The organism is Pseudomonas nitroreducens TX1 (assembly GCF_000313755.1).
GTDB classification, from domain to species: Bacteria; Pseudomonadota; Gammaproteobacteria; order Pseudomonadales; family Pseudomonadaceae; genus Pseudomonas; species Pseudomonas nitroreducens_A.
Genome location: NZ_AMZB01000136.1, coordinates 314,696 through 335,236, shown reverse-complemented (window position 1 = coordinate 335,236; position 20,541 = coordinate 314,696). Strand labels below are relative to the sequence as shown.

Below are 20,541 nucleotides of genomic sequence, written 5' to 3'. Positions count from 1 at the left end.
ATATCCGCGAAACCTGCGACCCTGCTGATTCGGGCAGGATCTCGCGGGCAAGGTTCGCTCCTACAAGAATGCCGCCCGGCGACCTGGGTGGCATGCAATCAGAACTGGTAGTTCACCGTCGCGGTGACGTTGCGCTTCTCGCCGAAGTAGCAGAAGTCCAGGCTGTAGCAGGAGGCCACGTAGTCCCTGTCCAGCAGGTTGTTGGCGTTGAGGCTGACATCCAGGCCCTTCAGGCCGACGCGGGACAGGTCGTAGCCGATGCGCGCATCCACCAGGGTGTAGTCCGGCACGCGCAGGGTGTTTTCCTTGTCCGCCCAGGTCTCGCCGACGTAGCGGGCACCGCCGCCGAGGGAGAGGCCGTCCAGCGGACCGGCGTTGAAGCCGTAGTCGGCCCACAGCGAGGCCATGTGCTTGGGTGCCTGGTTCGGGGTATGGCCCTGGTTGCCGTCCAGTGACTTGGCGTAGGTGATGTCGGTGTAGGTGTAGCTGCCGAGCACCTTGAGGTTGTCGGTGACCTGGGTGTGGGCCTCCAGTTCGAAGCCCTGGGAGCGCACTTCCCCCACGGAGGTGTAGAAGTTGTCCTGCGGCTCCTTCGAGGCGACGTTCTCCTGGGTGATGTGGAAGACCGACGCGGTGTACAGGCTGCGGCTGCCCTCGGGCTGGAACTTCAGGCCGGCTTCCCACTGCTTGCCCTCGGTCGGCTCGAGCGGCGTGCCGGACTGGTCGGAGTAGGCGTTGGGGTTGAACGACTCGGAGTAGCTGATGTACGGCGCGATGCCGTTGTCGAACAGATACAGCGCACCGATGCGCCCGGTGAATTTCTTCCAGTCGTCGTCGGCCTTGCTGCCGGTGCTGCGGTTCTTGTCCTCGACCGTCACCCAGTCCTCGCGCATGCCCAGGGAAAAGCGCCAGTGGTCGATGTCGATCAGGTCCTGCAGGTAGACGCCGGTCTGTTCCAGGCGACGGGTGTGGTTATCGTCCGGGTAGTAGCTGATGGCGTCGTTGCCGTAGTGCGGGTCGAAGGCATCCAGTGGCGCCGCGGAGCCTGAGCGCCAATCCACGGCGGTGCGACGCTTCTGGTAGTCCAGGCCCATCAACAGGGTGTGCTGGGCCGCGCCAGTGTTGAACTCGGCCTGGGCCATGTTATCGATGATGTAAGCCTGCAGGTGCTCGCTGGCGCCTGAGTAGTAGCGGTTCAGGGTGTTCTCATTCGGCGCGGTCCAGCCATAGGCATAGACCTGCGAGAGGTCGACGTCGGAGTCGAGGTAGCGGAAGTTCTGCCGCGCGCTCCACACCTCGTCGAAACGGTGCTCCAGCTGGTAGCCGAACATGCGCTGGGTGCGGTCGAAGTCGTCCTGGTTCGGTTCGCCGTCGAAAAACTCGCGGGAGATCTTCCGGCCGTTGTGGTGGAACAGCGCGCCGTCCGCCGGCACGCCGCCGTGGTAGCCGCCGTTCGGGTCGTGCTGCAGGTAGCCCTGCAGGGTCAGCGTGGTGTCGTCGGTGAAGTCGATGGCCAGGGTCGGGGCGATGGCGTAGCGCTCTTCCTTGACGTGGTCGAACTGGGTATCCGAACCCTTGCCCAGGCCGACCAGGCGGTAGGCGATGCGCTTCTCCTCATCCAGCGGGCCGCTGAAGTCGAAGCCCATTTCCTTCTGGCCCATGTTGCCGACGGTGCCGGTGATCTGGTGGTAGTCCTCATACAACGGCTTCTTGCTGGTCAGCGCCACCAGCCCGCCCGGCAGGCTGCGGCCGTAGAGCACCGAGGACGGACCCTTGAGCACATCGATACGCTCGAGGAAGTACGGGTCGATTTGCATCGAACTGAAGGTGCCACTGTCGCCCATGGCCTTCAGGCCATCGAGGTAGATGTTGTCCACGCTGTTGTCGGCGAAGCCGCGCATTACCACATAGTCGTAGCGGTTCGAGGCGCCGACCTGGCCGGTGAAGATGCCGGGGGTGTAGCGCATGGCTTGCTGCACGGTCTTGGAGGCGGTGTCGTCGATCTGCTCGCGGGTGATCACCGAGACGCTCTGGCTGGTTTCCAGCAGAGACTTGGAGGTCTTGGTGGCGATCTGGCTGTGGGTCGCCAGGTAGCCGTCTTCCTCGCCCAGCGCGTTGCCCAGGGCGAACACGTCGCTGGACGGCATGGCCAGCACGTCGCTCTGTGCGGCCGCGCGCAGTACGTAGTTGCCGTCGCCCTGGTCGACGGCTTCCAGTGGGGTATCCACCAGCAGGCGGCCCAGGCCCTGGTCCACCGAGTAGGTGCCGTTCAGCCCGGCCGAGTTCAGGCCGCGGGTCTGCTCGGGGGTAGCCGACAGGGTGATTCGCGCTTCGCGGGCGAAAGCGTTCAGCACCTCACCCAGCGGACCGGCCGGAATGGCATAGGCGCGGCTGCTGGTGATGGCGCTGGCGTCCGCAGCGACGGCGGTCAGCGGCAGGCTGGCGCCCAGGCTTGCACAGAGCAGGGCACCGCGCACGGCATGGGCCAGCCGGCTGGTGCGAGGCAGAGCGGGGGAGGGCATCGGGAGGTGGGCGGCTGGCATGCTGGGGCTTCCGTTAGCGGGGAAATGATCGGGTTATTCCTCCTTGCCGGCCGAGGTGGCGAAACCCGACAAAAATAATTCTCGATTGCGAAAGAGTATTATCTCCTGACGATGTCGCCGGAGGCCTGGTGTGTGTCCGGCAAGAGTCCCCTCTCCCTAACCCTGGCTACTCGCCCCGCTCCGAAGGGCGAGGGGACTGGTCGGAGCGAAACGGAACACCTCGCTAACCGCCGAGCGTAGAGCCCTCCGTTTGCACGGATAGCGCCCTCTCCCTTCAGGGAGAGGGTTGGGAGAGGGGGCCTGTGGTCGCGCCAGTCCTCCAGCTCAGCCCCGCGCGCTCACCGTCACCCACCAGTCCGTGCGCTTCTCTATCCGCACTGGCAGGGTCTGCGGCAGCAGGGCCAGTAGCTGATTGGTATCGTCCAGGCGGAACACGCCGGAGAGCCGCAGGTCGGCCACGCTCTCGTCGCACTGCAGATGGCCATGGCGATAGCGGCCGATCTCGGCGAGGAAATCGGCCAGGCGCATGTCGCGGGTAACGATCAGTCCGTCGACCCAGGCGGCGCTGTCCATATTGCTCTGCTCGGCCAGCAGCGCGCTGTCGCCGTTGATCTCGTAGGTCTGCCCGGCCTCGGCGATGGCGGTGGTCTGGCCGCGCACGCGCGGGGCGATGGCCACGGAACCTTCCTCGACGCTCAGGCGCGTGGAGTGCTCGTCCTGACGCAGCATGAAGCGGGTGCCCAGCGCTTCGAACAGCCCATTGCGATTGCGCACGCGCAACGGTCGTGCGGCGTCCTTCGCGGTGCTGACCAGAATCTCGCCGCGCTCCAGTACCAGCAGGCGCTGGTGCGGATCGAAGCGCACGTTCACCGCACTGTCTGTATTGAGTTGCAGCAGGCTGCCATCTGCCAGGGTGAAGCGCTGGCGTTCGCCGGTGGCCGTGCTGTAGTCGGCCAGCCAGCGCTGCCAGGGCGCGACATCGCGGGCCAGCCATAGCGCGGAGGCGCCGATGGCAAAGGTCGAGAGCAGCTTGAGCGCCTGGCGCCGTTGCAGGCGCTGGCTGGTGTTCTCCAGCGTCTCCAGTGCCACGCGGGCGCCGGGCACAGCCTGGTAACCGCTGGCCAGTTCGCTGTTCAGCGCTTGCACCCGCAGCCAGGCGGTTTCGTGCTCCGGGCTGGCCTGGCGCCAGTGCTCGCAGGCGCTGAGCAGTTCGGGGTCGGCACTGCCATTCAGGCGCAGGGTCCACTGGATGGCCTGTTTCACCACTCGTGGATCGGGCGTTGCGCTGGCGCTGCTCACTCGGCGTACCGCAGCTGGTAGCAGTGGAACAGCGCCTCGGCGATGTAGCGCTCCACCGAGCGTACCGAGACGCCCAGTTCCTCTGCGATTCTCGCGTGGGGCATGCCTTCGCACTGCGCCAGCAGGAAGGCGCTGCGCACCTTCGGCTTGAGGCCGTCGAGCAGGCGGGCGATGTTTTCCAGCAGTTGCAGGATGTTGTGCCGGTCTTCCGCTGAGGGTACCTGCGCTTCCGGCAGATGGGCGATGGCGTCGAGGTAGGCGCGCTCCAGTTCCTGGCGTCGCCAGTGATCGATGACCAGGCCGCGGGCGACGGTACGCAGGAAGGCGCGGGGGGTATGCAGTTCGACGCGCTCCGGCCTGAGCAATACGCGCAGGAAGGTGTCCTGGGCCAGATCGGCGGCATCGGCGGCGTTGCCCAGCCGGCCGCGAAGCCAGTTGTGCAGCCAGCCGTGATGGTCACTGTAGAGCGCGTGGACATCGAAAGTGGATGACATGGGCGAGCGAAACGCTGCAAATGATAATTTATCGCATTTTCAATAAGCCATTGGTCATTTGCAAGCGTGCTCGCCGGATCGGTGTTGTTGTAGGAGCGAGCTTGCTCGCGAACAGATTTCCCCGGTAGCTGCGGTGCCGGAACGTTCGCGAGCAAGCTCGCTCCTACGAAAAGCGGCCATGCCGGCCTTCAGCGGTACCAGCGCGGCGTATACACCCAATCGCCGCCACCGGCGCGGGGGAAGCGCCGGGTCAGGGACGAGCCGATGATCACCAGGGTGCGCATGTCCACCATCTCCGGTAGCAGTTCGCCCAGGGTGACGACCCGCAGCGCCTCCGCCGGGCGACCGATGTCGCGGCCGAGCACCACCAGCGTTTCCGGTGTGCGGTGGCGACGGACGATTTCCAGTGCCCGGCCCAATTGCCATGGCCGCGCCTTGGAGATCGGGTTGTAGAAGGCCATGGCCAGGTCGGCGGCGCCGGCATGGTCCAGGCGCGACTCGATGGTTTCCCAGGGCTTGAGGTTGTCTGACAGGGAAATCAGGCAGAAGTCGTGTCCCAGCGGTGCTCCGGCCTTGGCCGCGGCGGCCAGCGCAGCGGACACACCCGGCAGTACCTCCAGCTCCACGCCATGCCAGTGTGGATCGCTGCTTTCGTGCAGGGCCTCCATCACCGCAGCGGCCATGGCGAACACACCGGGGTCACCGGAGGAAATCACCACCACGCGCCGGCCGCTGGCGGCCAGTTCGAAGGCGTGGCGGGCGCGCTGCATCTCCTCGCGATTGTCGGTGCAGTGGCGCACCTGGTCGTCACGCAGCGGCTCGGCCATCTTCACGTAGGTTTCGTAGCCGAGCAGGTCCTGGGCTTCGTCCAGCGCGCGGCGCACTGCCGGGATCATGAAGTCGCTGGCGCCGGGGCCCAGGCCGATGACACTGAGTCGTCCGCGCGGCTGACCGATGCGCTGGGCCTCTAGCGGGGTGGCGGCGCGGTGTAAATGGAAGGAATCGCCGTGCAGCACTTCCGGCGGCAACGTCGCGTCCTGCTCGACAAAGCGCAGCGGAACATTCAGCTCTGCGGCAGCTATGGCCAGTGCCGGATCGGCCATGCGGCAGCGTGGCGCGACCACGGCGGCCAGCGACGCCTCGGCCAGCCCGGCCTGCGCCAGGCCCTGGCGGATGCGCTCGGGCAACTGCGAGTCAACCAGCGTGACGTGGGCGAGGACGATACGCGGATGGATGCGCAGCTCGTTCTGCGCGATGCCTTCGGCGCGGGCATCGATTCGCAGGGTGTGCGCGGCATCGTCGGCCAGCGGCAGGTCCAACTCGTCCAGCCAGGGCGCGTCGCCTTCGATGCGCAGGGTGTCGCCGCCCAGCAGGTCGGAGACGAAGCGCTTGCCCTGTTCGATGTCAGCCAGCGCATAGCCCGGCGGCGGGTCCAGCAGGCAGGCGCCGAAGCGCAATTCGCCGCTGGTGGTGATGGCGGGCGCCACGTCCAGCGCGGCGGCGATCTCGCGGGCCATGCGGTTCACCCCACCCAGCCCGCCGAGCAGCGGCACCACGGCGCTGCCGTCTTCGGCCACGGCAAGCACCGGTGGCTCTGCGCCCTTCTCGCTGAGCAGGGGGGCGAGGGTGCGGATGACGATGCCGGCGGCGCACAGGGCGATGATCGAGGTGTCGTCGCGGTAGAGCTGGCGCAGGATATCGCCGAAGTTTGAGTAGGACTCATCGGCGCCTTCGACGCGGTCTTTCAGACCCAATACGCGTGCCTGTGGATAAACGTCCTGCAGGCGTCGCGCGGTGGCCAGCGCGCCCTGGCCAAGAATGACGATGGCAGCGCGCATCAGCCGTTCCACCGCTGGCCGGGGATGACGATCATCGAGAAGTAGGGCGAAGCCATCGGGTCCACATCGTCCAGCGCGACGATGCGCTGCTCGCGCATGGTCGCTCGCTCGACGTAGTGGGCGCCGCCATCGCGGCCCAGTTCGCGCAGCACGCGGCGGACCTTGTCGAAGTTGCGCCCCAGCTTCATCACCACCGCCGCATCGGCGTCGGCCAGGCGGCGCTTGAGCTCCTCTTCAGGCAGCACGCCGGACAGCACCGACAGGCTCTGGTTGCGGTACACCAGCGGCACACCGAGCACCGCCGCGCTGCCGAGCATGGAGCAGACGCCGGGCACGACTTCGGTGTCATACCGGTCCGAAAGACGGTCATGCAGGTACATGTAGGAGCCGTAGAAGAACGGGTCGCCCTCGCAGATCACCGCCACGTCGCGGCCGGCGTCCAGGTGCGCGGCGACCTCTGCGGCGGCGGTGTCGTAGAAGTCGCTGATCACGCCCTCGTAGGTCAGCGGCGGCTCCAGTTTCTCGGTGGTTACGGGGTAGACCAGCGGCAGGCGCTGCTGCTCGGCGAGCAGGTGCTCCTCGATGATGGCGAAGGCATTGCCGCCCTGGCCGGCATGGTGCTTGGCCTTGGCCACGAAGTAGCCGATCACCGGGGACGCGCGCAGCAGGCGCAGGGCCTTGAGGGTCAGCAGTTCCGGGTCGCCCGGGCCGACGCCCAGGCCGATGAGACGGCCCGCCATCATTCCACCTCCGTGGCCAGGGCGTTCACCGCGGCGGCGGCCATCGCGCTGCCGCCGCGGCGACCGCGCACGATCACATAGGGCACGCCACGGCTGTCGGCGGCGAGGGCGTCCTTGGACTCCATGGCGCCGACGAAGCCCACCGGAAAGCCGAGGATCAGCGCCGGTTTCGGCGCGCCCGCATCGAGCATTTCCAGCAGGTAGAAGAGGGCGGTCGGCGCGTTGCCGATCACCACCACGCTGCCTTCCAGGTGCTCGCGCCAGTGCTCCAGCGCCACCGCCGAGCGGGTGTTGCCCAGCTCGCGGGCGAGCTCCGGAACGTCCGGATCGTTGAGCGTGCAGATCACCTCGTTGTGGGCCGGCAGGCGCGCGCGGGTGATGCCCTCGGCGACCATCCGCGCATCGCAGAGGATCGGTGCGCCGTTGGCCAGGGCTGCACGGCCGATGGCACCGGCACCTTCGGAGAAGCGCAGGTCCTGCACCACATCGACCATGCCGCAAGCGTGGATCACCCGCACGACAAGTTTCTCGAGGTCCGCGGGGATGGCGGACAGGTCGGCTTCGGCGCGAATGGTGGCGAAGGACTGGCGGTAGATCGCCTGGCCGTCGCGAATGTAATCAAGCATCGGTGGGGGCTCCGGGGGCGGCCAGCAGGTTGCCGGCGGCCTCGAGGGAAAGGTTGCGCGCCAGCGGCTGGCCGAAGCCGGCCACGCCAACGGCGCGACGGAACAGGTCATAGCGGCCGTCGGCGACGGCCAGCAGGGTGTAGGGGGCGATGTGGGCGGCGGCGCAGGAGCGCGGGCAACCGCACAGGTGCACGCCGGCCGGGGGCGCGTGGCGTAGGCGCTCGGCCAGGCGAAGGGCGTCGGCCTTGGTGTCGGCCAGCCCGCGTGCGCACCCGCTGGAGCCGCTGCACGCGATCAGGCGCGACAGCGGCTGCGCGGCGTCGATCACCAGTCCGAGATTGGCCAGCGCGCCGAGTACGACCGCGGCGTCGGTCTGCGCCAGGTTGGGCAGGATCAGACTTTGCCAGGGCGTCAGACGCAGCTGTCCGCCGCTGAAGCGCTCGGCGAGATCGGCGAGGCCGAACAGCGTGGTGCTGTCCAGACGTCCGAGGACGAATCCTGCTCCGACCATGGCACGTTCCGGCTGGCGCTGGGGATGAATCCCAAGATGGCCGAAAGCCTGCGGTGCGGGACGTCGCCAGTTATCCACAACCGGTCCGAGTTGCAGCTGGAAGGGCAGGCGTTGTTGCAGTCGCTCCAGCAGCACGTCGTCGCCGAGCATTTCGCGCAGCTGGCGCATGCGCGTCGGGCCGTCGCCGGCGAGATCGAGGAACAGGTGCAGCAGGGTTTCCACCAGTAGCGATACCTGCCCGGCGGACACGGCGGCGAGGGCGGGGCGGTCGGTCTCGCGTTGTGGCGGACACCCGGCCAGGCCGAAGGCGAACAGCGGCGCCGGGTCGTCGGACATTGCCGACAACCAGACATCGTTGGGGTGCTCCAGCATCGCCAGTGCTTCGCCCCCGTCCAGCTGGACGCCGAACTTGGGTGACAGGCCATGGAAACGCGGGGTGCGCTCCAGCAGGTCGAGCAGTTGGGCGGCCAGCGGGCTCGCGTCGAAAGCTCCGCCCATGCCCATGCCCAGGCCCAGTGCAGGGCTGACCAGCAGGTTGCGCACATCGTCCGCCGCCAGTTCACGCGGGCCGAGGCCGGCGGCCAACAATTCAAGGCTCAGCGCATTTTCGGCGCCGGCATGCACGCCTCGAATCTGCAGGTTGGCGCGGTTGGTTGCTTCCAGCACGCCGTCGGCATGTCGTTCGGCAGCCAGGGCGATGGCGCGCGCGGCCTTGGCGTCGAGTTGTCCACGGGGCAGCTTGATGCGGCAAATGCCGCCATCGCGTGAGGCCACGATGCGCAGCAGGCCGGGGCAGGCATGCGGGCGGACGGGCAGGGCTGAAGGGTCTTGCACGGCGGTCACCAGGGCTGGGTCGCGGTGACCTGCGAATCCCCCGAAGGGGACTTCACGACACCGATACACCCCGCTCGATGTCTGCACGCGCGACTGGTTTCGTCGGCAGGTCTCCTGGCTGGCAGGTCCTCATCCAGCGCGGCCTTCCCGGTTGCCCAGTGGCCTGGCCGGCGGCACGGAACCTCGTTCTCGTGTCGCCGCATTGCGCGGACTCGCTGCTTACAGTTGCGGGGGCAGCCACGGCTTAACCGTGTTCCCTCTTCGGCTCTGAGAAACCTCACCGCAAAAGGTGAAGCGTCCTACGAGCACCGACGAAGCGGGTATTATGCCTGCTTTGCCCGAAGGCAGGAAAAGCCTGCCCGTCGGATCGAACGTCGCACCCATGAGGACATGTCATGACGCCCTGGCTGACCATCGTCGGCATCGGCGAGGACGGCTATGCCGGCCTCGGCAAGGCCGCCCGCCGCGCCCTGCTCGCCGCCAGCGAAGTGATCGGCGCGCCACGCCAGCTGGAGTTGCTGCCGCCTTGCCTGGGCGCCCGTCGCCGGGCCTGGCCGAGCCCGTTCAGCCTGGAACCGGTACTGCGCCGGCGTGGCGAACCGACCTGCGTGCTGGCCAGCGGAGACCCGATGCTGTTCGGTGTCGGCGCGAGCCTTGCCCGCCAGATTCCATCCGAGGAAATGCTCGTGCTTTGCGCGCCTTCCTCCGCCTCTCTCGCCGCGGCACGAATGGGCTGGCCGTTGCAGGACTGCACACTGCTGTCGCTGGTGGCACGCCCATTGGCCGCGCTCAACGCGCAAATCCACGATGCAGCAAAGCTGCTGATCTTCAGCAATGACGGCGGCAGCCCGGCGGCTATTGCCACGCTGCTGCGCGAACGAGGTTTTGGCGCGAGTCGTCTGAGCGTGCTCGAGTACCTGGGCGGAGAGGCGGAGCGACGTATTGACGGGCTGGCGAGCGACTGGTCGCAGGGCGAGACCGCTGCGCTGAATATCGTTGCGGTGCAATGCGTAGCCGCCTCAGCCGCGGTTCGTCTGCCCTTGACCATCGGCCTGCCGGACGAGGCCTACCGCCATGACGGTCAACTGACCAAGCGCGACGTGCGCGCCGTGACCCTGGCGCGGCTGGCGCCCAAACCCGGCGAGCTGCTGTGGGACGTCGGTGCGGGTTGCGGCTCCATCGGCATCGAATGGATGCGCGCGCATCCGAGCTGCCGAACGCTGGCTATCGAAGCCAACGAAGGGCGTCAGGAGCATATCCGTTTCAACCGCGACAGCCTCGGCGTGCCGGCGCTGCAACTGGTCTGCGGCGCCGCGCCGGAAGCCTTGCAGGGGCTGGAGCGCCCCGACGCGATCTTCATCGGCGGTGGTGTAACCCTGCCCGGTGTCTTCGAACAGTGCTGGGAACAACTCAAGCCCGGTGGCCGGCTGGTCGCCAACGCCGTCACCCTGCAGAGCGAGTCCATGCTGCTGAGCTGGCGCGCGCGCATCGGCGGCGAGCTGACCCGCCTGGCTGTGTCCCAGGCCCAGCCGCTCGGTGGTTTCGATACCTGGCGCGCGGCGTTGCCGATCACCTTGCTGGAAGTGCGCAAGCCCCTGGCCGAATGACCATGCGTGACGAGACGCCCGAAGAACCCCGCCCGCTGCGCAGCGGTTACACCACCGGCAGTTGCGCCACCGCCACCAGCCTGGCGGCGGCGCGCCTGCTGCTCACCGGTGAAGCGCTGGACGCCGCGCAGATCAGCCTGCCCAAAGAGCGCAGCGCGACCCTGCGCCTGGAGTTCTGCCGACTCACCGCTGGCGGTGCCGAAGCCGGTACGCTGAAGGATGCCGGCGACGATCCGGACGTGACCCACGGTGCGCTGGTCTTCGCGCGCGTCGCCTTGAGCGATGAGCCGGGCGTGCGCTTTTTCGCTGGAGAAGGCGTCGGCACCGTCACCAAGCCAGGGCTGGTGCTCGCGGTGGGCGAGCCGGCAATCAACCCCGTTCCACGGCAGATGATGCGGAGCAACCTCGCGTCGCTGGCGGCCGAGTGCGGCTATGTCGGTGGCTTCGACGTCACCATCCATGTCGAGGGCGGTGCCGAGCTGGCGCTCAAGACCATGAACCCGCGGCTGGGCATTCTTGGCGGCCTGTCGATCCTCGGCACTACCGGCATCGTCCGGCCGTTCTCCTGCTCGGCTTATATCGCGTCGATCCAGCAGGGCATCGACGTCGCCCGCGCCAACGGTTTCCGCCATCTCGCCGCCTGCACCGGCAACGCCAGCGAGGAGGCCATGCGCCGTCGCTACGGTTTCGACGACACCGCGCTGATCGAGATGGGCGACTTCGCCGGTGCAGCGCTCAAGCACCTGCGCAAGGTGCCGGTGGAGCGTTTCAGCCTCTGCGGCGGTTTCGGCAAGATCAGCAAGCTCGCGGCCGGGCACATGGACCTGCACAGCCGTCACTCCAGCATCGACCTGCCGCAGCTCGCCGAGTGGGCGGCGGCCATCGGGGCCTCGGTGGACCTGCAGCAACGCATGCGCGACGCCAACACCAGCCAGCAGGCGCTGGCGCTCTGCCGCGCCGAGGGCATCGCTCTCGGTGACGCCGTCTGCGCCCGCGCACTGGCCTTCGCCCGGCGCATCGTGCCCGCCGAAGTACAACTGGAAGTCTTCGCCATCGACCGCCAGGGCAACCTGGTGGGCGAAGCGCTGGAGGTTCGATGAAACGAGTCCTGCTACTGGGCGGTATCGGCGAAGCGCTGGCCATCGCGCGGCGCCTGGGGACGCAGCATCTCTACAGCCTCGCCGGCCTGGGCAAGGTGCCGGACGATCTGGCCTGCGAGGTGCGCGTGGGTGGTTACGGCGGCGCAGAAGGTCTTGCCGGCTTCATCCGCGAGCGCGGTTTCGACCTATTGCTCGACGCGACCCATCCCTACGCCGCGCAGATCAGCGCCAACGCCGCCCGCGCCGCGCAACTGGCCAACGTGCCGTGCTGGGCGCTGCGCCGCCCCGGCTGGCAGGCGGGCGAGGGCGACGATTGGCGGCAGGTCGCCGATTGGGGGGCGCTGATCGAGGCACTGAAGGCGTTTCACCGCCCGCTGTTCACTCTGGGTCGCGAGCCGCTGGAGCACCTGGGCGAGATTCCCACCCACCAGCACTGGACCGTGCGCTGCCTGCAAAGCCTGCCCGGCACCGCCCGTGCAGACGTGCTCGGCGCGCGCGGGCCGTTCACCCTGGAAGGCGAGCGCGAGCTGTTCACTGGCCTGGGCACCGACGTGCTGGTGAGCAAGAACAGCGGCAGCCAGGCCACCGAGCCGAAGTTGCAGGTCGCCCGCGAGCGCGGTGTGCCGGTGCTGATCGTGGCGCGGCCGGCGTTGCCCACGGTGGATCGGGAGTTCGACAGCGTGGAGTCGCTCTGGTCGGAGCTCAAGCGCTGCCTTTCGTAGGAGTGCGCTTGCTCGCGCGCGCCCCCGTGTTGCCTGCAGATGTGAGCGATTGCGTCGCCGCGGGTTGTTCCCTCTGCAATCGCACCGCTCCGGCGGTTCCATTGAACGACCCGGCTACGCGGTGTTCACAGCCTCGTAGTGCTTCGCGAGCAAGCTCGCCCCTACGAACGTCGTCACGATGCTTCTCCGGCGCCCCGCCAGTCTCTATGCTGGGCCCCGGTTTTCACAGGGAGTGACACCATGCTGCGAATCCTCGGCCGTGCTTCATCGATCAACGTGCGCAAGGTGCTCTGGACCTGCGCCGAGCTGAACCTGCTCTACGAGCGGGAAGACTGGGGCACGGGCTTCCGCTCAACCGCTTCGGCGGAATTCATCGCCCTCAACCCCAACGCCATGGTGCCGGTCCTCATCGACGGCGACTTCGTGCTCTGGGAATCCAATGCCATCTGTGGCTATCTCGCCACCCAGTACCCACTCGACGAACTGCTGCCCACCTCACCCCGCGGGCGCGCGCTGGTGGAGCAATGGATGGGCTGGCAGGCCACCGAGCTGAACAGCGCCTGGCGTTACGTGTTCACGGCCAGGGTGCGCAACAGCCCAAGCCACACCGACGAGTCCGCCATCGCCCTGAGCGAGGCGCAATGGAACCACTGCATGGCCCTGCTGGATCGACAGCTGGCCCACACCGGCGCGTTCGTCACCGGGGCTTGCTTCAGCCTCGCCGATGTCGTCATCGGACTGTCGGTGAACCGCTGGTACCTGACACCCATGCAGCGTCCGGAGTTGCCGGCCGTGGCGGCTTATTACGAGCGCCTGAGCGAGCGGCCCGGGTTCCTGCTGCACGGGCGCAATGGGGAGCCCTGAGGGTTCCTAGCGATAGGGCGCGGAAATCTCAGCGATCCGCCGGTACTCCGCGCCCAGCTCGCCGGCCAGTTTTTGTGCGCGGCCAAGCCTGACCACGCCACCCTCGATATCCACCAGCACTGTCGGGCAGTTCAGTGGCTGCAGCGCCGGCCAGTCACGCAGGCGGCCGTCGGTCAGCACCAGCAGGCGCTGGTGTTCGCCCGGATTCTGGCGCTGGCGCCGGTCCAGCCATTCGCGGGCTTGCTCGATTGCCTCGACCAGCGGAGTGCCGCCGCCGGCTCCCAGTTGCTCCAGCCACTCCTGCAATTGACCGGATGCTTTCTGCCCTTGCCACAACCAGCGCGCTTGTGCGCCGGTGGCGTGCAGCACGGCGAGGCGTGCGCGTTGGCGGTAGGCCTGTTCGAAGGTGTCAGCGAGCAGACCCTTGGCCTGCGCGAGGGCGCCGTGGCGACGGGTGCTGGCGGAGGCGTCGACTATCACCAGCCAGAGCTCGCCGGGCTTGCGGCTGCGGGCGCGCAGCACGAGATCCGTGCGGCGTTGTGGGCGGCCATTGCGCAGGGTGGCGGGCCAGTCGATGCGGCCGAGCGCGCCCTGTTGGCGGGCGCCGCTGCGGCCGCCGGCGAGCTGGCCGGGTCGGGGGGTGGCATCCGCGCCTGGGGCCGGGCGCGGGCGGATGCTCAGGGCTTTTTTGGCCAGCCCGTCAGTTGCCGGCGTTCGCCCATGGCAATGCTCTGCGCGGGCAGCTCGCCCCATTGGCCTTCGCCGTTGGAGGCGTTGGACGGCGCTTGGGGTTGGCTGGAGGATGACTGCGGAGGCGTTGCCGATTGTGACGGCGCGTGGCGACGGCGATGGGCGAGGGCGAAGTGTTCCACCGCATCGATGTCCTGCGCCTCGATGGCATTGGCACCGCGCCAGGCGGCATGCGCACGGGCGGCGCGCAGCCAGACCAGATCGGCACGCAGGCCATCGACGCCGGCGGCATGGCAGCGCTCGGCGATCTCGTTCAGCGCAGCGTCATCCAGCGCAATCACCGCCAGCTGTTGGCGCGCATCGACACAGCGTTGTTGCAGCGCCTGCTGCGCAACTTGCCACTGATTCAGGAACGCCTGCGGGTCGGCATCGAAGGCCAGGCGGCGACGGACGATCTCGGCGCGCTCGGTGGGTGCCGGCGTGCCTTGCAGCTGCACCTTGAGACCGAAGCGGTCCAGCAGCTGCGGGCGCAGTTCGCCCTCCTCGGGGTTCATGGTGCCGATCAGCACGAAACGCGCCGGGTGGCTGTGGGACAGGCCGTCGCGTTCGATCAGGTTGATGCCGCTGGCGGCCACGTCGAGCAGCAGGTCGACGAGGTGGTCGGGCAGCAGGTTCACTTCATCCACATAGAGCACGCCGCCGTGGGCATGGGCCAGCACGCCGGGGGAGAACTGCGCGCGGCCTTCGCCCAGCGCGGCATCCAGGTCGAGGGTGCCGACGATGCGTTCCTCGCTGGCGCCCAGCGGCAGGGTGACGAAGCGCCCGCCGTCCAGCAGGTCGGCGACGCCGCGCGCCAGGGTGGACTTGGCCATGCCGCGCGGCCCTTCGATCAGCACACCGCCAATGGCCGGGTCGATGGCCACCAGGCACAGGGCCAGCTTCAGCTCATCGGCGCCGACGACGGCTGCCAGTGGGAAATGGGGAAGGGCGCTCATGGGGATTTCCTGCGGATTTCGTCCGTGCATGGTAGCGAACCGAGCGTAGGAGGTGCGACCAATGTCCATCAGAACGATAGAGCCAAGTCATTGATCGGCACGTCGCGATGCAGTAACTTGGCTCCACTTCCACGGAGAACATCATGCCGTCCAGCCTGTCCATCCAGTCCCTCGCCCGCCTCGGTGCCATTGGCTCCGTGGTTGCTCGCGCGCAGGTCCTGGTCGCTGCTGCCGGCTATTTCTTCTATGGGTATTGGTTTAGCCAAAGGCGCGCCTGATACCCCACAGGCGCCCTAGCAAGCAGGGTCGCCAACCAGACAGTTTCCCAAAACCCCGGTCGGCAACCCGACCGGGGTTTTTGTTTTCCGGCCCACAAGGCCCACCGCATCGAAACGAGCGAAAACGCTCAGACAGAGGATCGACACATGAACGCCTACACCACTGATTACCGTTATTACCGCAACTCCGACTGGCGATTTAGCAGCGCGCTGCGTGCCACCCAAAGAGCCTTGCCACGAACACTTAGATAGAGCGCCGAGCGCGGAACGACCACCGCGCCGGCCAAGGATGCCAGTCAGATGAACGCCTCCACCTCCTCCCTGATCCGCCAAGAACACGCAGCTACCGCCGAAGTCCTCGACCTGCCGCTGCCCTCCGCTCGCCGCCGCGAACAACCGCTGCCGAGCCCCGCCGAACTGCGCCAGCGCCAGCCGCTCTCCGCCGCCATGGCCCACCGCGTGCGTGAAGGCCGCGAGGCGATCCGCGCCGTGCTCGATGGCCGCGATCCGCGCCTGCTGGTGGTGATCGGTCCCTGCTCGCTGCACGACCCCGTTTCCGCCCTCGAATACGCCGACCGCCTCGCCGAACTGGCGCCGCAGGTGAGCGACCAGCTGCTGCTGGTGATGCGCGCCTACGTCGAAAAACCGCGCACTACGATTGGCTGGAAAGGCCTGGTCTACGACCCGCAGCTGGACGGCACCGGCGACATGGCCGGCGGCCTTGAACTGTCGCGCCGACTGATGCTGGGCATGCTCGAACGCGGCCTGCCGATCGCCACCGAACTGCTGCAACCGCTGGTGGCCGGCTACTTCGACGACCTGCTGGGCTGGGCCGCCATCGGCGCGCGCACCAGCGAATCCCAGGTGCACCGCGAGATGGTCAGCGGCCTGGACCTGCCGGTGGGCTTCAAGAACGGCACCGACGGCAGCATTGGCATCGCCACCGATGCCATGCGCTCCGCGGCTCACCCGCACCAGCACTTCGGCATCGATGCGCAGGGCCGCCCGTCGCTGGTGCAGACCCAGGGCAACCCGGACACCCATCTGGTGCTGCGCGGTGGTCACGCCGGCCCGAACTTCGATGCGGCCAGCGTGCAGCAGATTCGCCAGGGGCTGGAGAAGCTCGGCCTCGAGGCGAGCATCATGGTCGATTGCAGCCACGCCAACAGCGGCAAGGACCCGCTGCGCCAGCCGGCGGTACTGGACAGCGTGCTCGACCAGCGCCTGGCCGGTGACGCTTCGCTGCGCGGCGTGATGCTGGAGAGTCACCTGTTCGATGGCTGCCAGCCGTTGTCCGGCGAACTGCGCTACGGTGTATCGATCACCGACGGCTGCCTGGGCTGGAGCGGCACCGAGGCGCTGCTGCTGAACGCGGCGGAGCGGCTGCGTCGCGGTTGAGGCTTTTCTGTAGGAGCAATTGTCTTCTTCTGCGGGTCCGTGCTCGGCGGGGCTTCCCTCTCCCTAACCCTCTCCCTAAAGGGAGAGGGTTAGGGAGAGGGCAAGCTTCCGCTGAGGAATCCCAAGCTACGTACGAAAGTTGGAAATTCCTCACTGCTCTTCGCTATCCACCAGCAGGTTCTCCAGCATCTCCCGGTACTCCCCCGGCTCTTCCCACAATCCGCGCTGCTGCGCTTCCACCAGGCGTTCGGCGATGTCGCGCAGGGCTTCGGGGTTGTGCTGGCGGATGAACTCGCGGGTGGCGTCGTCCAGCAGGTAGGCGTCGGCCAGCAGGCGGTACTGGTGGTCGTCGACCAGTTCGCTGGTGGCGTCGAAGGCGAACAGGTAGTCCACCGTCGCGGCCAGTTCGAAGGCGCCCTTGTAGCCGTGGCGCTTCATGCCGGCGATCCATTTCGGATTCACCGCGCGGGCGCGGACCACGCGGCCGAGCTCTTCCTTGAGGGTGCGGATGCGCGGGTTGTCCGGCTGGCTGTGGTCGCCGTGGTAGCTGGACAGCGACTGGCCCTGGATGACCTCGGCGGCGGCGAGCATGCCGCCCTGGAACTGGTAGTAGTCGTTGGAATCGAGGATGTCGTGCTCGCGGTTGTCCTGGTTGTGCAGCACCGCCTGCAGGCCGGACAGGCGCTGGGCGAAGCGCTCGCGCGCCGGGGTGCCCTCGTCGCGGGCGCCGTAGGCGTAGCCGCCCCAGTTCAGGTAGGCCTCGGCGAGGTCGGCGCGGCTGTCCCACTGGCGCGATTCGATCACGCCCTGCACGCCGGCACCGTAGGCGCCGGGCTGCGCGCCGAAGATGCGCCAGCCGGCCTGGCGGCGGGCCTCGTCGGCGTGAAGCCCTTCGCTCACCAGCCGCGTTTGATCGGCCCGTACGCGGGCGGCCAGCGGGTTCAGGTCGTCCGGCTCATCCAGCGCGGCGACGGCCTGCACGGCGGCGTCGAACAGGCGGATCAGGTTGGCGAAGGCATCGCGGAAGAAGCCGGACACCCGCAGCGTCACGTCCACCCGCGGGCGGTCGAGCAGGCTGATCGGCAGGATCTCGAAGTCTTCCACGCGCTGGCTGCCGGCTTGCCACACCGGGCGCACGCCGAGCAGCGCCAGCGCCTGGGCGATGTCGTCGCCGCCGGTGCGCATGGTCGCCGTCCCCCACACCGACAGGCCGAGCTGGCGCAGGTGGTCGCCGTGATCCTGCAGGTGGCGTTCGAGCAGTCGGCTGGCGGACTGGAAGCCCAGGCGGAAGGCGGTGGGCGTGGGCAGGTTGCGCACGTCCACGGTGAAGAAGTTGCGCCCGGTGGGCAGCACATCGACCCGCCCGCGACTGGGCGCGCCGCTGGGGCCGGGCGGTACGAAGCGGCCGTCGAGGCCGGCGAGCAGGTGGCCGATCTCGCTGGCGCCGCAGGCGTCGAGGGCCGGCGCGATCTGCTGGTGCAGGTGTGCAAGGACCGCCGCGCTGGCGCTGCCGGGCGCGCTGACCAAGCCATCGATAAGGCGCAGGGCGAACAGCTCCAAGCGCTCGCGGGTGTCGCCGTTGCTGCGCCAGGGTTCGTCGCTCACGGCGAGCAGCACATCCGGACGCGGGCCTTCCCAAGGCTCGGCGAAAGCTTCATCCAGCGGGTCGCGGCCCAACTGCAGATCCTCGCCCAGCGCGCGCAGCAGGCTGGCATTTTCACCGCGACCATCGCCGCGCGGAATGCGCACCAACGACAGCAAGGTATCGCGGCGCAGCTCGCCCACGGGTGACTCGCCGAACACGTGCAGGCCATCGCGAATCTGCGATTCCTTCAGGTCGCACAGGTAGGTGTCCAGCTGCGGCAGCCAGCTTTCCGGATCGTCGCTCAGTTGCAGGCCCAGCTCGCGGTCCAGCGCGGTGTCGCGCACCAGCGTGAGGATGTCGCCGCGCAGTTCGCTGGCGCGGCGCGGGTCCAGCAGGGAGGCGTCGTAGTACTCATCGGCCAGGCGTTCCAGGTCGCGCAGCGGGCCGTAGTTTTCCGCGCGGGTCAGCGGCGGCATCAGGTGGTCGATGATCACCGCCTGGGCGCGGCGCTTGGCCTGTGCGCCTTCGCCGGGGTCGTTGACGATGAACGGGTAGAGGTTCGGCAGCGGTCCGAGGATCGCGTCCGTCCAGCATTCCTCGGAGAGCCCGACGCCCTTGCCCGGCAGCCATTCCAGGTTGCCGTGCTTGCCGACGTGGACCACCGCGTCGGCGCCGAACACCTCGCGCAGCCAGAAGTAGAAGGCGAGGTAGCCGTGGGGCGGCACCAGTGACGGGTCGTGGTAGATCGCCGCTGCATCGAGCTGGTAGCCGCGCGCCGGCTGGATGCCGACGAAGCCGAGGCCCAGGCGCAGGCCGGCGACCATCATGCGGCCGCTGCGGAACATCGGGTCCTGCTGCGGCTCGCCCCAGCGCTCGCGAACCGCTTGCTGGTTGGCTGCGGGTAGGCGCGCGAAGCAGGCGAGGTAGTCGTCCAGCGCCAGGCTCTGCGCGCAGGGGCGGAGGTCGAGGCTGTCGGGATCGTTGCTGATACCGCCGAGCAGTTGGTGGATCAGCGCGGTGCCGGAATCGGGCAGACCGGCGACCGGATAACCCTGAGCCTCCAGCGCGCTCAGGATGTTCAATGCGGCGGCCGGCGTGTCGAGGCCGACGCCGTTGCCGATGCGTCCGTCGCGAGTCGGGTAGTTCGCCAGGACCAGCGCCACGCGCTTGTCGGCGTTGGCCTTGCGCGCCAGCAGCATCCAGCGTCGCGCCAGTTCGGCGACGAAGTCCATGCCCGGCAGGTGCGGCAGGTAGCAGACCACATCGCTCTGGCTGCGCTCGCTGCGCCAGGCCAGACCCTTGAAACTGATCGGCCGGGTGATGAGGCGGCCGTCCAGCTCCGGCAGCGCGATGTGCATGGCCAGGTCGCGTGGGCCGAGGCCTTGTGGGTTGGCGCGCCAGAGGTCGTGGTTGTCCAGCGAGCAGATGGCCTGCAGCACCGGCACGTCGCGCCTGAACGGCCGATCCTGTGGCGCCTCCGGGTTCGACTGGGCGAAGCCGGTGGTGTTGATGATCAGCTCGGCGTCCGCGTTGTCGAGCAGGGTTTCCACCGCGTCCAGGCAGGCCGTTTCCTTGAGGCTGGCCACGGCGATGGGCAACGGGTTGATGCCCTGGGCCTGCAGGCGTTCGCAGAAGGTGTCGATGAAGCCGGTGTTCGCCGCCTGCAGGTGCGTGCGGTAGAACAGCAGCGCGGCGACCGGCCACTCGGGTTTCCAGTCGGCCTGCCAGCGGGCGAGGTCGCAGTGACCGGTCGGTGGATGGTAGAGCGCGACGCGGGGCAGCGTTCGTGGCTCGCTCCACGGATAGTCGCGTTGCAGATGCTGCGTGGCGAGGCAGGCGAAGAGGTGCCGGGCATTGTCCATACCGCCCTGGCGCAGGTATTGCCAGAGGCGTTCGGCGTCCTGCGGGGCAACGCTGCACAGGGCGGTCAATTCGGGGTCTGGCTTGTCGTCGCCGGGTACCGCGATCAGTGTGACGCCGCGCTCGGCCAGCGCCGCCAACTGCTCCATGCCGTAGCGCCAGTACCCGACGCCACCGTGCACGGAAATCAGGATGACCTTGGCATGTTGCAGCACTTCGTCGACGTAGAGGTCCACCGAGGCGTGGTTCTGCAACTGCATGGGGTTGGCCAGGCGCAGGCTCGGGTAGTCCTCCGGCAGTTCGCGGGCGGCCTCGGCGAGCAGCGCCAGGTGCGAGTCGCCGCTGCAGAGAATCACCAGCTCGGCGGGCGTCTGGGCCAGATGGGCGATGCCGTCGTCGGGGACGAAACCGCCGGGTTGGGTGCGCAGCAGGTGCATGGATCGGGCCTTATCGCTCGGTGGTGACACCCTCTCCCCAGCCCTCTGACTGGGCGTCCCCCCCTGAAGGGAGAGGGGGTGGATCGGCGTGCGCGCTGGTTTTGTGCTCACAGGCGTACA

Annotated in this window: 16 protein-coding genes and 1 riboswitch; of the genes, 6 read left to right on the top strand and 10 right to left on the bottom strand. The window is 68.1% G+C overall.

Features of this window, described 5'->3' with window-relative positions:
• Window positions 1–98: 98 nt before the first annotated feature.
• The 7 genes from C167_RS0129250 to cobG form a co-directional block, all read right to left on the bottom strand.
• The gene (locus tag C167_RS0129250; RefSeq protein ID WP_017521886.1) at window positions 99–2,543 is read right to left on the bottom strand and encodes a TonB-dependent siderophore receptor; all 2,445 of its coding nucleotides are present in this window, start codon (window positions 2,541–2,543) and stop codon (window positions 99–101) included.
• A 324-nt stretch (window positions 2,544–2,867) separates the two neighbouring features.
• Entirely contained in the window at window positions 2,868–3,842 is a 975-nt protein-coding gene (locus tag C167_RS0129245; RefSeq protein WP_026079355.1) for a FecR domain-containing protein, read from the bottom strand.
• On the bottom strand, window positions 3,839–4,336 hold the full coding sequence (locus tag C167_RS0129240; RefSeq protein ID WP_017521884.1) for a sigma-70 family RNA polymerase sigma factor: 498 nt from the start codon (window positions 4,334–4,336) through the stop codon (window positions 3,839–3,841). The genes C167_RS0129245 and C167_RS0129240 overlap by 4 nt, the downstream gene beginning before the upstream one ends.
• Before the next feature lie 188 nt (window positions 4,337–4,524).
• Entirely contained in the window at window positions 4,525–6,174 is a 1,650-nt protein-coding gene (gene cobJ / locus C167_RS0129235; RefSeq protein ID WP_017521883.1) for a precorrin-3B C(17)-methyltransferase, read from the bottom strand.
• Window positions 6,174–6,917, bottom strand: coding sequence for a precorrin-2 C(20)-methyltransferase (locus C167_RS0129230; protein WP_085988876.1), 744 nt, complete (start codon window positions 6,915–6,917; stop codon window positions 6,174–6,176). Before C167_RS0129230 ends, cobJ begins: the two co-directional genes overlap by 1 nt.
• On the bottom strand, window positions 6,914–7,540 hold the full coding sequence (locus tag C167_RS0129225; protein ID WP_017521881.1) for a precorrin-8X methylmutase: 627 nt from the start codon (window positions 7,538–7,540) through the stop codon (window positions 6,914–6,916). The genes C167_RS0129230 and C167_RS0129225 overlap by 4 nt, the downstream gene beginning before the upstream one ends.
• Window positions 7,533–8,894 carry a precorrin-3B synthase gene (cobG, locus tag C167_RS0129220; protein WP_200860184.1) on the bottom strand — a complete coding sequence of 454 codons (1,362 nt, stop codon included), beginning with the start codon at window positions 8,892–8,894 and terminating at the stop codon, window positions 7,533–7,535. The genes C167_RS0129225 and cobG overlap by 8 nt, the downstream gene beginning before the upstream one ends.
• 77 nt (window positions 8,895–8,971) lie before the next feature.
• A riboswitch (cobalamin riboswitch) is annotated at window positions 8,972–9,179 on the bottom strand.
• A 101-nt stretch (window positions 9,180–9,280) separates the two neighbouring features.
• On the opposite strand from cobG, the gene cbiE reads away from it, so the two are divergent.
• The 4 genes from cbiE (at window position 9,281) to C167_RS0129200 (ending at window position 13,178) form a co-directional block, all read left to right on the top strand.
• Window positions 9,281–10,492, top strand: coding sequence for a precorrin-6y C5,15-methyltransferase (decarboxylating) subunit CbiE (cbiE, locus tag C167_RS0129215; RefSeq protein WP_017521879.1), 1,212 nt, complete (start codon window positions 9,281–9,283; stop codon window positions 10,490–10,492).
• Between the two features lie 2 nt (window positions 10,493–10,494).
• A complete protein-coding gene (locus C167_RS0129210) occupies window positions 10,495–11,592 on the top strand; it encodes a cobalt-precorrin-5B (C(1))-methyltransferase (RefSeq protein ID WP_026079354.1) in 1,098 nt (365 codons plus the stop codon).
• On the top strand, window positions 11,589–12,314 hold the full coding sequence (locus C167_RS0129205) for a cobalt-precorrin-6A reductase (RefSeq protein WP_017521877.1): 726 nt from the start codon (window positions 11,589–11,591) through the stop codon (window positions 12,312–12,314). The genes C167_RS0129210 and C167_RS0129205 overlap by 4 nt, the downstream gene beginning before the upstream one ends.
• Window positions 12,315–12,554: 240 nt before the next feature.
• A complete protein-coding gene (locus C167_RS0129200) occupies window positions 12,555–13,178 on the top strand; it encodes a glutathione S-transferase family protein (protein WP_017521876.1) in 624 nt (207 codons plus the stop codon).
• A 6-nt stretch (window positions 13,179–13,184) separates the two neighbouring features.
• On the opposite strand, the gene C167_RS0129195 is transcribed toward C167_RS0129200, so the two are convergent.
• Window positions 13,185–13,931 carry a vWA domain-containing protein gene (locus tag C167_RS0129195; protein WP_081596739.1) on the bottom strand — a complete coding sequence of 249 codons (747 nt, stop codon included), beginning with the start codon at window positions 13,929–13,931 and terminating at the stop codon, window positions 13,185–13,187.
• The gene (locus C167_RS0129190; RefSeq protein ID WP_017521874.1) at window positions 13,856–14,863 is read right to left on the bottom strand and encodes an ATP-binding protein; all 1,008 of its coding nucleotides are present in this window, start codon (window positions 14,861–14,863) and stop codon (window positions 13,856–13,858) included. Before C167_RS0129190 ends, C167_RS0129195 begins: the two co-directional genes overlap by 76 nt.
• A gap of 143 nt (window positions 14,864–15,006) precedes the next feature.
• Here C167_RS0129190 and C167_RS35335 point away from each other — a divergent pair, with 143 nt between their 5' ends.
• Window positions 15,007–15,141, top strand: coding sequence for a hypothetical protein (locus tag C167_RS35335; protein ID WP_017521873.1), 135 nt, complete (start codon window positions 15,007–15,009; stop codon window positions 15,139–15,141).
• A 300-nt stretch (window positions 15,142–15,441) separates the two neighbouring features.
• The gene (locus tag C167_RS0129180) at window positions 15,442–16,539 is read left to right on the top strand and encodes a 3-deoxy-7-phosphoheptulonate synthase (RefSeq protein WP_017521872.1); all 1,098 of its coding nucleotides are present in this window, start codon (window positions 15,442–15,444) and stop codon (window positions 16,537–16,539) included.
• 150 nt (window positions 16,540–16,689) lie between these two features.
• Here C167_RS0129180 and cobN read toward each other — a convergent pair whose 3' ends face one another.
• Entirely contained in the window at window positions 16,690–20,421 is a 3,732-nt protein-coding gene (gene cobN, locus C167_RS0129175) for a cobaltochelatase subunit CobN (protein WP_017521871.1), read from the bottom strand.
• Window positions 20,422–20,541 lie beyond the last annotated feature (120 nt).